Annotated in this window: 9 protein-coding genes; 7 read left to right on the top strand and 2 right to left on the bottom strand. The window is 59.4% G+C overall.

Translation table 11 applies throughout. The features are described from left to right. Positions 1 to 61: 61 nt before the first annotated feature. Positions 62 to 1744: a dihydroxy-acid dehydratase gene (gene ilvD, locus QMK58_RS18805; RefSeq protein ID WP_053164140.1), complete on the bottom strand. Its 1683-nt coding sequence runs from the start codon at positions 1742 to 1744 to the stop codon at positions 62 to 64. A 372-nt stretch (positions 1745 to 2116) separates the two neighbouring features. Between ilvD and mqo the strand changes: the two genes are divergently transcribed. The 3 genes from mqo to QMK58_RS18790 all read left to right on the top strand — a co-directional run bounded on the left by mqo (position 2117) and on the right by QMK58_RS18790 (position 6068). Continuing rightward, a complete protein-coding gene (mqo, locus tag QMK58_RS18800) occupies positions 2117 to 3763 on the top strand; it encodes a malate dehydrogenase (quinone) (RefSeq protein WP_053164136.1) in 1647 nt (548 codons plus the stop codon). Positions 3764 to 4150: 387 nt separating this feature from the next. Further along, entirely contained in the window at positions 4151 to 5410 is a 1260-nt protein-coding gene (locus QMK58_RS18795) for a molybdopterin-dependent oxidoreductase (protein ID WP_053164133.1), read from the top strand. Between the two features lie 10 nt (positions 5411 to 5420). Further along, the gene (locus tag QMK58_RS18790) at positions 5421 to 6068 is read left to right on the top strand and encodes a c-type cytochrome (protein ID WP_053164131.1); all 648 of its coding nucleotides are present in this window, start codon (positions 5421 to 5423) and stop codon (positions 6066 to 6068) included. Between the two features lie 58 nt (positions 6069 to 6126). On the opposite strand, the gene QMK58_RS18785 is transcribed toward QMK58_RS18790, so the two are convergent. Continuing rightward, entirely contained in the window at positions 6127 to 6873 is a 747-nt protein-coding gene (locus QMK58_RS18785; protein WP_053161599.1) for an outer membrane beta-barrel protein, read from the bottom strand. A gap of 669 nt (positions 6874 to 7542) precedes the next feature. On the opposite strand from QMK58_RS18785, the gene QMK58_RS18780 reads away from it, so the two are divergent. From QMK58_RS18780 to QMK58_RS18765, 4 genes are all read left to right on the top strand, one after another. Beyond that, positions 7543 to 9102 (top strand): sensor domain-containing diguanylate cyclase, encoded by a 1560-nt coding sequence (locus tag QMK58_RS18780; protein ID WP_053161601.1) that lies wholly within the window; start codon positions 7543 to 7545, stop codon positions 9100 to 9102. A gap of 140 nt (positions 9103 to 9242) precedes the next feature. Further along, the gene (locus tag QMK58_RS18775) at positions 9243 to 9893 is read left to right on the top strand and encodes a hypothetical protein (RefSeq protein WP_053161604.1); all 651 of its coding nucleotides are present in this window, start codon (positions 9243 to 9245) and stop codon (positions 9891 to 9893) included. Next, positions 9893 to 10321, top strand: coding sequence for a phage holin family protein (locus QMK58_RS18770; RefSeq protein WP_053161606.1), 429 nt, complete (start codon positions 9893 to 9895; stop codon positions 10319 to 10321). The genes QMK58_RS18775 and QMK58_RS18770 overlap by 1 nt, the downstream gene beginning before the upstream one ends. After that, positions 10318 to 11139 carry a DUF3618 domain-containing protein gene (locus QMK58_RS18765; protein ID WP_320395255.1) on the top strand — a complete coding sequence of 274 codons (822 nt, stop codon included), beginning with the start codon at positions 10318 to 10320 and terminating at the stop codon, positions 11137 to 11139. The genes QMK58_RS18770 and QMK58_RS18765 overlap by 4 nt, the downstream gene beginning before the upstream one ends. Positions 11140 to 11149: the final 10 nt, after the last annotated feature.

The raw sequence follows: 11149 nt of genomic DNA, 5'->3' as shown, positions 1-11149 counted from the left end.
CGATGTGGTGCATCAGGTACACCGTGTCGCCTGAATCGCCAGCAAGCCGGCTCCTACAGGTCTAAAGATACTTATCCGTTACCGCTCCCTCTGAAGCGCTGGAAACAGTCTTCGCGTACTTGGCCAACACCCCGCGCTTGTACTTCGACTCCGGCCGCACCCAGCGCGATTTGCGCTCGGCCAGCTCGGTGTCGGACACGTCGACCGTGATCTGCCGGGTTTCGGCATCAATGGTGATCCTGTCGCCATTTTTCACCAGCGCAATCGGCCCGCCTTCAAAGGCCTCCGGCGTGATATGGCCAACCACGAACCCGTGTGAACCGCCGGAAAAACGCCCGTCGGTAATCAACGCGACTTCCTTGCCCAGACCCTTGCCCATGACTGCCGACGTCGGCGACAACATTTCGCGCATGCCCGGTCCGCCCTTGGGTCCTTCGTAGCGAATCACGATGACTTCGCCGGGCTGCACTTCACCGTTGAGAATGCCGGCAAGAGCGCCTTCTTCGCCGTGATAGACCCGGGCCGTGCCTTCGAAGCGCAGGCCTTCCTTGCCGGTGATCTTGGCCACGGCGCCGGTGGGCGAGAGGTTGCCGTGCAGCACCACCAAGTGCGAATCCTTTTTGATCGGCCGGTCGAAGGGCAGGATCACGTCCTGGCCTTCGGGGTAGTCGGCCACGTGTTCGAGGTTTTCAGCGAGGGTCTTGCCAGTGACGGTCAACGCATCGCCATGCAGCATCCCGGCGGCCAGCATGCGCTTCATCAACGGTTCAATGCCGCCGATGGCGACCAGTTCGCTCATCATGTATTTGCCGCTGGGACGCAGGTCGGCAACCACCGGGGAAATCTTGCCTAGCTCGGTGAAGTCATCCAGGGTCAGCTCTACGTCCACCGCATTGGCCATGGCCAAAAGGTGCAGCACGGCGTTGGTTGAGCCGGCGAGGGCGATGACCACGCGGATGGCGTTTTCAAAGGCCTTGCGGGTCATGATGTCGCGGGGTTTGAGGTCCAGCTTGAGCAGCTCCATGACCTGCTGGCCGGCGCGGAAACTGTCCGAGGCCTTGTCGCCGCCAATGGCCTCCTGGGAGCTGGAACCGGGCAGGCTCATGCCCAGCGCCTCGATGGCCGAGGCCATGGTGTTGGCGGTGTACATGCCGCCGCAGGAACCGGGACCGGGGATTGCCACTTCCTCGATCTGCTTGACCTGAATCTCGCTGATGTCACCGCGGGCATGCTGGCCCACGGCTTCGAACACGGAAATGATGTCGGTGTGGCCGGCGCCCGGTCGAATGGTGCCGCCGTACACAAAGATCGAAGGACGGTTCAACCGCGCCATGCCAATCAGGCAGCCCGGCATGTTCTTGTCGCAACCGCCGACGGTGACCAGACCATCGAAGCCTTCGCAGCCGACCACCACTTCGATGGAGTCGGCAATCACCTCGCGGGACACTAGCGAATACTTCATGCCTTCAGTGCCATTGGCGATGCCGTCGGAAATGGTGATGGTGTTGAAAATCACGCCTTTGGCACCCGCCGCATTCGCGCCTTTTTCCGCTTCGATCACCAGTTTGTCGATGTGCATGTTGCAGGGCGTGACCATCGCCCAGGTCGAGGCAATGCCGATCTGCGGCTTCTTGAAGTCTTCATCGGTGAAGCCTACGGCGCGGAGCATGGCGCGTGCGGGGGCGGCTTCGATGCCGTCGATGACCTGGGAGGAATACTTGCGCAGATCGTCTTTGTCGCCCATGACACATCCTCATATGCGGGTGGAAAACAGGGTGAGTATAGAAGGGCTCAGTGACCGGACCGGGACAAACGATTCAGCAACAGACACGCGGGCCCGCCCCGACGTGATATTCTTCGCGCCAACTTGGTTTGACCTATTCAGTTTGCATGTCCTTGAGACGTGCCGACGGAATCACTGTCGCTCAAGCAGCTGAAGCCAATAAAGATAAAAAGTCAGTTCAGAAGGGACATTAAACTGGGGTCGATGCGTTTCGTCGGCCTTGTGTGCCCACCCTGTAATCCCGCTGTGCCTTCACCCATGATCTGCCGTGAAACATGGGGCTGCGTGCGCGAGGATGGAAGGGCGGATGGCGTTTTATCATAGGTGCAACAGATGTTTAAGAAAGTAAACACAGCCCTGCTGGGGTTGGCCTTGTCGTTGGGGATGACCACGGCCCAGGCTGAAGAGGCGAAGAAAGTCGATGTGCTGCTGATTGGCGGCGGCATCATGAGCGCGACCCTGGGTGTATGGCTCAATGAGCTGGAACCTGGCACCTCGATGCAAATGATCGAGCGCCTCGACGGCGTCGCTCAGGAAAGCTCCAACGGCTGGAACAACGCCGGTACCGGTCACTCCGCGCTGGCGGAGCTGAACTACACGCCGGAAGACGAGAGCGGCAAGGTCTCGATCCCGAAGGCTGTTGAAATCAACGAAGCCTTCCAGATCTCCCGTCAGTTCTGGGCCTGGCAGGTTCAGCAAGGCGTGCTGAAAAACCCGCGTTCGTTCATCAACTCCACACCGCACATGAGCTTCGTGTGGGGCGATGACAACATCAAGTTCCTGAAGAAACGCTACGACGCTCTGCAAGCGAGCCCGCTGTTCGCCGGCATGCAGTACTCCGAAGACCCGGCTGTGATCAAGCAATGGGTACCGCTGATGATGGAAGGGCGTGACCCGAACCAGAAAATCGCGGCCACCTGGAGCCCGCTGGGTACTGACGTGAACTTCGGCGAAATTACGCGCCAGTTCGTTGCACATCTGCAAACCACACCGAAATTCGACTTGAAGCTGTCCAGCGAAGTGCAGGACATCACCCGTAACGAAGACGGCAGCTGGCGCGTCAGCTACAAAAACCTCAAAGACGGCAGCAAAACCGAAACCGACGCCAAGTTCGTGTTCATCGGCGCTGGCGGCGGTGCCTTGCACCTGCTGCAGAAGTCCGGCATTCCTGAAGCCAAGGAATACGCAGGCTTCCCGGTAGGCGGCTCGTTCCTCGTGACCGAAAACCCGACCATTGCCGAGCAACACCTGGCCAAGGCCTACGGCAAAGCTTCCGTTGGCGCACCGCCGATGTCGGTTCCGCACCTGGACACCCGCGTGCTGGATGGCAAGCGCGTGATTCTGTTTGGCCCATTCGCGACCTTCAGCACCAAGTTCCTCAAAGAAGGTTCGTACCTGGACCTGCTGACCACCACGACCACACACAACGTGTGGCCAATGACCAAGGTTGGCATCAAGGAATACCCGCTGGTCGAGTACCTGGCAGGCCAACTGATGCTGTCGGATGAAGACCGCCTCAACGCCTTGAAAGAATACTTCCCGAACGCCAAGGCTGAAGACTGGCGTCTGTGGCAAGCCGGGCAGCGTGTGCAGATCATCAAGCGCGACGAAGCCGCCGGTGGCGTGCTGAAACTGGGCACCGAGATCGTCGCTGCGCAAGACGGCAGCATCGCCGGCCTGCTGGGCGCCTCGCCAGGCGCTTCGACCGCCGCACCGATCATGCTGACCGTGCTGCAGAAAGTCTTCAAGGACAAGGTCGCGAGCCCGCAGTGGCAGGAAAAGCTGCACCAGATCGTCCCGAGCTACGGCACCCAGCTGAACGCCAGCCCGGAAAAGGTTGCGCAGGAATGGGCGTACACCGCCAAGGTGCTGGAACTGACGACGCCTCCGGCGACGATGGCTCCGGCAACGACCCCGGTGACTGTCGATCTTGATGCAAAAGCGCCGAAAGCCGATGCTGCGCGTGATATGGCTCTGTAACCAGACCGCCTAATCAAATAAAACCCACTGCACCGGAGACGGTCAGTGGGTTTTTTTGTGGGCGCTGGAATGGGCATTGGACTTGGGGCTCCAGTCCTGTCATCAAATGCTAAGTCACTGACGCTCAATGTAAAGCGAACAGTTTTTGCGTGGCGATACTGACTTGTTTTCCGGCGTCGAACCGTAAGCCTGATACCCCTCCGTAGGGCAGGCACCATTGTGTAGGAGCGAGCTTGCTCGCGATGTGCTCAAGAGCGCTGCGTTTATCCAGTAAACACGCGTCTTCGCTCACGACCATCGCGAGCAAGCTTGCTCCTACAAAAAGCCTCGCGTGCAGGTGGGGAGCCGTCAGTTGCATCTCAATAAAACAATCATAGAGAGCGCAGAATGAAGTTCAGTTTTATAGACAACAGCCAGCCGAGCCGTCGGCGGGTTTTACGTGATGCTTTCACCTTGGCGTTGGCGGCTTCGCCCTTGGCGAGTCTCGCCAAGGCCGCCGATGAAACTGCCGCGACCAGCCAGTCCCCTGAAGACGTGACCTTTGCCGCGGGCCCACGACCGTTGGTGCAATACCCGCAAAAGCGCCCGTTGACTCTGGTGACAACCCGTCCGCCACACCTGGAGACGCCGTTCCCTGTGTTCAATGAAGGGCCGATCACGCCCAACGACGCTTTTTTTGTGCGCTATCACCTGGCTGATTTTCCGACCAGCATTGATCCGGACACTTACCGTTTGACGGTCAAGGGCACGGTCGAGACGCCGCTCTCATTGTCTCTCGCCGAGCTCAAGGCGCTCGCCGAACCGGTGGAAGTGGTCGCCGTCAATCAATGTTCGGGTAACAGTCGTGGCTTCTCGATGCCGCGCGTGTTCGGCGCTCAGTTGGGCAATGGTTCCATGGGCAACGCGCGCTGGGTTGGGGTTTCGCTCAAGACTGTACTGGAAAAGGCCGGGGTGAAAGCCGAGGCTGCGCAAGTGACCTTCCGTGGGCTGGATAAGCCGGTGCTGCCGAGCACCCCGGAATTCATCAAGGCGCTGGACATCAGCCATGCCATGGACGGTGAGCCGATGATCGCCTGGTCAATGAACGGCACCGACCTGCCATTTCTCAACGGTTACCCGATTCGTCTGGTGGTGCCCGGCTACTTCGGTACGTATTGGGTCAAGCATTTGAGCGAAATCGAAGTCGTCGACCACACCTTCGACGGTTTCTTCATGGCCAAGGGTTACCGTCTTCCGGATAACGATTGTTTCTGCATTGCCCCCGGCACCACGGCGGCGAAAACCCTGCCGATTTCCAAGTTGGCGGTGCGCAGTTTCATCACCAGCGTTAAGCACGGCGACGTGATGCCGCTGAACAAAAACGTGCTGCTCAAGGGCATTGCGTTCGACGGTGGCGTGGGGGTCAACAAGGTGGAGGTCTCGATCGACGGCGCGAACACCTGGCGCGAAGCCGCGCTTGGCGAGGATCTGGGGCGATTCTCCTTCCGCGAGTGGACATTGCCGATCACCTTCACCAGCAAGGGCGCGACGCAATTGATGGTGCGCGCCAGCAACAGTGCAGGCGAGACCCAACCGATGAAAGCCGACTGGAACCCCAGTGGTTACCGTCGCCACGTCGTGGAAACCAGCCACGTGACCGTCGCCTGAGGAGGGCCGCATGAAACCCATGAAATTCATCATCACCGCGCTATGCGCGGCTCAGGTGTGTCTGGCGACCCTGGCTAGCGCGGCACCGCTATCGATCACGCTGCCGCCGGAAACGGCAGTATTCAAGCCCAGCGCCATGCCTGGCTACGCATTGGCGCAGCAGAAGTGCTCCGTTTGCCACTCGGCCGATTACATCAACTTTCAGCCGCCAGGCTTGAGCCTGGCCCAGTGGACCGCTGAAGCGGGCAAGATGCAGCACGTGTACGGCGCGCCGATCAGCGATCAGGATGTGAGTGTGATTGGCGCTTACCTGGCGGTGACCTACGGCAGTGCCAAGGCGAGCGATGCCGATGTTCAGGCGGCCTCCAACCCCCCGGCGGCCCAGCCTCCGGTGGTGACAGTTGCCAAAGTCGACGCCAAGGCTTTGCTGCAGAACAATGCCTGCCTGTCCTGCCACGCGATCGATCACAAGGTAGTAGGCCCGGCTTACCACGATGTGGCGGCCAAGTACGCCAAAGACCCGCAGGCATTGGACCGGCTGATGTCCAGCATTCAGCAGGGTGGCAGCGGCAAATGGGGGAATGTGCCCATGCCGCCTTTCGCTCAATTGAGCCCGGATGATCTGAAAAGCCTGGCGACGTTCATCTTGAGTCAGTGAGTCCTGGCCTGATGTGAAAAAAGCCCACTGAACCGGCACCGGTCAGTGGGCTTTTTTGTCAGAACACGATGCCTATTTTCAAGCCGTATTCATCTCGGGTCTGTTTGTCGTAGTCGGTCAGCTTGAATTGACCGTCCAGGTCATATTTGAAACGGTTGAAGTACAGGGTCGCGACCAGCGGAAAAGCCCCTTGCTGATTCATCAGCCAGCTCAGTTCGACAAAAGGATTGGTGGTGTCCTTCAAGTCAACGGTGGAGCTATTGACCCCGTGAATGTTCAACTCCGCGTCGCCGTCGAGGGTCTTTCTGACGCCAGCCTCCAGGCGCAAAGTCGAGGCGCTGAACAGATGGTTGTAGCCAATGGCGGCCTTGGCGAAAGGCGTCCGACTGGTGAGCTCAGTCTCGTATTTCTTGTAGTCCGGGTCGAAACGATTCCACTTGTAACCCCCCCCCAGCAAGAGATCGAGATAGTTTTGCGCATCCAGGGCAAACCGCCAGCCCAGGTCCAGGTCAGCTTGCCCGTCTTTCACTTTCTGGTTTTGTCTCTCGGAGTATTGCCCACTGATTTCTGCGCTGAAGACAAGGCCGGTCCGGGCGGTCATCTTGTTGCCGAAGTTTAAAAACAATCCGCCTTCGGGCATGTGCTCGGTGTCCGTAGACCGATGCCCTTCGAATTTGAGTTTGCTGTAGCTGCCAAGCACACCGAAGGTGAAAACCGGGTCAGCAGATAGCGTGGCGTTCGAGGTGGCGGGAATGATGACTGCAAGTACTGCGGTGACAACAGCTGCAAGATTGGTCCTTTTCATAAGAACTCCATCAGCGCACTACTGGCCCGGCATGGACCTGTCACTTACAACATAGACGGTTTTGCGGATAGTGAATGAACAACGGGAGGAGTGTTGGCCAATGGCCGTCAATTGGCTGGCCGTTGGAAGGTACAGCCATCAAGGATGGCAAGCTGGAAAGGGAGTCGAGCGCTGGCAATGTCGAAGGAGGGCACGCTCAGACAAAGTCATCGTGGTCATCGCGAAGGTGGCAATACCAACCGTAGAGCGCTAGGCACAGGACGGCAATGGTGACCACTAAGATGATGAAGGCCAGGTAGCGCATTCAGAATCGATTGCCTCGGACATGAGGGGAGGGTTGAACTGCGTCCTTGCAACGTTGCACTAGCGAATACCCCTGATATTGCACAAGTTTTGCGGACATAAACTGACTTTTAGCCGTCCGGTGCATTTTCAGTGTAGTTGTTGTGAGCAAGTTCACACGGTAGGCGTCAGAACCTGAGGACTGCACGTCTGACGGTATTTGCGCGCTCAGGAATGTGACAAACCAACGGACTCTGCCTATCCTGCAATGCGCACTGCCCGAGTCGCGCGACACGGCGAGATGGGCATCCGACACTCCTTCGTGGATTGAAAATTGCGCCTTTGCTCTTTAGCGTTTATCACCCCTGCGGCACCGCGGAGGGTTGCATGAAGCTATCCGGCCCCTTTCCCGTCGATCTGCGTGGGCTGATTCTTTTGTTTGTTTTGCTGTCGGTACTGGCGACGCTGTGCAACAGCCTCATTGTCGCGTATCGGGTGCAGCGAGATGCCTTGATCCATTCGACGCTGGAGGCCAATGGGGCCTATGCGGCGAAAGTAGCCTCCAGCATCGGTGAATTCCTCGGTGCGGCGCACAGTCGCTTGACCTACAGCGCCAACACGCTCGCCGAACATTGGAACGATCCCCTGGTGCTGCGCGAGGAGGCGGTCCGCTTGCAGGCGCAGGGTACCGACTTCAACTCCATCGCCATCGTGGATGCGCGCGGCACGGTGCTTCAGGCGTATCCGGACACCTTGCAGATCGCCGGCAATCCGTTGTCTTCGCAAGGCATCGTTCAGGCACTCAAGGAGCGCCGTCCGCTCGTCAGCACGGCCTATGTGTCCCTGGCCGGGAATCTGGTGGTGTTTATTTCCCAACCGGTTTTCAACCCGTCCGGGGAATTTCTCGGTGTGGTGGGCGGCTCTGTCTACCTGCTCAAGCAAGGCGTTTTTCACACGGTCATCAGTAGTCACTTTCATCACGAGGGCACCTTTGCTTTCGTGGCTGACGGCAACAGACGACTGTTGTACCACCCCGATCAGAAAAGAATCGGCGATATCCTGGGCTCGAGCTCGTCGGTGGATGCGGCCTTGCGCGGTGAAGGCGGTTCAATGGCTGCCCCGAACTATAAAGGCGTGCCGATGCTGACCGGCTTTGCGCCGGTACCGGACGCCCATTGGGCGGTGGTGGTGCAGCAACCCACGCAGCGTAGCCTTGCCACGCTGGACTCACTCATGCGCGAAATGGTTGTCGGGATGATTCCTGCCGGCATTGTCGGCTTCGGCCTGATTCTGCTCTGCACCAGGCTGATCGCCAGGCCGTTGCGCCAGCTCTCCGCTGCCGCCAATCAATTGGCCGCGAGCGAGACCCTTGACCAACTGCAACGCGTCAATGCCTGGTACCGCGACGCATCGGCCATTCGCCAGGCGATGCTGACTGGCGTGCAATTGCTTCAGCAAAAGCTCGGCCAGCTTAGCCACGAGGCGCAAAGTGATCCGTTGACCGGGCTGGCCAATCGACGCGCCATGGACGGCGTACTCGCTTTGTTAACGAAGGCCGGGCAACACTATTCAGTGCTGGCGCTGGATATCGATCACTTCAAACGGGTCAATGACACCTTCGGGCATGACGCCGGTGACGTTGCGCTGAAGCAGGTCGCCGACATCCTCAAGCACAATTCCCGCTCGGCGGACGTGGCCTGCCGCGCAGGGGGCGAGGAATTTACTCTGATCCTGCCCGATACCCCGCTGGAAATCGCCAGGTCCATTGCCGAGCGGATTCGCCAACAGATCGCCGACACAGAGATCCCGGGGGTTGGAAGGTTGACCATCTCCATCGGCATTGCCTGTCTGAGCGCCGACGTCGCGACGGCAGAAAGCGTGCTGAAGCTGGCTGATGAGCGTCTCTATCGCGCCAAGGAAGGAGGACGCAACAGGGTGGAGGTTTGAGTATCACACGTCGGATACCCCCTCTCGCTCATCATCCGCTTTGAACTCCCCCAGAACTGATCCGTCCTCTGCTATGAGGGAGTCAGGGCAACCCGCTGCGAACTCCCACGACGCTTTTCATTCAGAAGGCGAGGGACGACATGAATACTTCAGACAGCAGGGCCGGGGGGCAGACCGAGAATTCGGGTGCCGGCAAACCCGGACAGGACTTTCAGCATCTCAAGGACGACGTGACCGAAGCGCTGGGCGGTGCGCGCCAGCAAGCCGATGCGCAGTTCGGGCAGTACCGCGACACCGCCGCCGATCAGATCGAAGCGCTGGCCCAAGGGGCGAAATCCTTCGTATCCGAACTTGAGGATAAAGACACGCTGGGCATGTCTGACTACCTCACCGACATGGCGGAGTCTATGACAGGGCTGGCGGGCAACCTTCGCGGCAAGAGTGCCGAACAGCTGTTGCATGACGGCGCCGCACTGGCGCGCAACAATCCGGCGCTGTTCATCGCCGGCAGCATCGCGTTGGGCTTCGGCTTGTCGCGGTTCCTCAAGGCGGGCAGTTCCGCAGCGGTGACCACGCACGCAGAACACGACCCGGCGCAGGGCAGTTCGATGCCGCCGACGGGCGGCTTTGGTGCTCATCGGCCTTATGAGACGTCGGTGGCTTCCCCGACCGACACCAACCCCGGACTGGCCACCGGTATCACGCCATCGTCGCCGAATGAGCACGACCACCCTTCGGACTTCGCCGGGGCATCGACACCGGCTTCGCCAAACGTCAAAGGAGAATGGTGATGAACATAAACGACCCAGATCTGCCGGGAGCAAGACCGCTGGCACAGCCTGACGACGTTTCCGTCGTAGGTCTGCTGCGCCAGTTGTCCCGCGAAGTGCCCGCATTGTTCACCAAGGAACTGGCGCTGGCCAAAGCCGAGCTTCAGAACAGCCTCACCACCCTGAAGGCCGGTATTGCGGCAGTGGCGGGCGGCGCCATCGTGCTGCTCGCGGGCTTCATCATTGTGTTGATGTCTGCCGTGTACGGGCTTAGCACGTTCATGGCGCCGTGGCTGGCCGCACTGCTTGTCGGCGTGGTGGTGATGATCGTCGGGTTCGCCATGTTGCAGTCGGGCAAAAAACAATTCGAACCGTCCAACTTCAAGCCTGACCGGACGATGGACGCCTTGAATAAAGATCAGGAAGCGCTGCGGAGAAAAGTCTCATGAAAAGCGAATTGGACATCGAATCGGAAAAAAGCCCCGAACAGATCGAGCGTGAGATCGACGCCCAGCGGGCCAGCATCGGCAACATCGTCGATCGGCTGGAAAGCAAGTTCACCCCGGGCCAGATGATCGACCAGGCGTGGGGCATGATGCAGAACAACGGCACGACGTTCCTGAGTAACCTGGGTACCAGCGTACGCAATAATCCGGTGCCTGCGGTGCTGACTTCGGTCGGTTTGCTGTGGCTGATCATGAGCCAGAACCGGCCGCCGGTCAGGTATCCGGCTCATCGCACCGAGCCGGATCAGGATCGTTTTGAGGATTGGGCGGATGGTATGTCGGAAGGCTTCGACAGCGCACGCGAGCATTTGCACCAGACCAGCGACTCGATCAAAGAGGGTTATCAATCGCTGAAAAACAAGGCCGCCAGTGTGGGCGACAATGTTGGTGCGACCAAGGAAAGCGTGAGCCAAGCGGTGCATGAGGCCAGTGATCGTCTAGCGCGCAATTCCCAGGTGCTGGGACAGCAATTCAATCAATTGCTCAGGGAGCAACCGCTGATGGTCGCGGCGGCGGGCATTGCCCTGGGTGCCATGATTGGCGCTGCGTTGCCGACGACCACCACCGAGCAGCGCTACATGGGACGTACCAGCGCAGGGCTGGTGGACAAGGTGAAGAAGCAGGCCCAGGAGGGCTACGAAGCGGTGCGCGATACCGTGACCAAAACCACCGATCACACCGAAGAGCACGGGATGGATTCGGAGCAACCCATTGCGTCCAATCCGCCGGCCGACCTCTCCCGGGGATTGGGGACGTCCTGACCGATGATGC

Source organism: Pseudomonas sp. P8_241, assembly GCF_034008315.1.
Lineage (GTDB): Bacteria > Pseudomonadota > Gammaproteobacteria > Pseudomonadales > Pseudomonadaceae > Aquipseudomonas.
The sequence above is the reverse complement of the archived record's forward strand: the minus strand, read 5'-3'. Positions and strand labels throughout refer to the sequence as shown.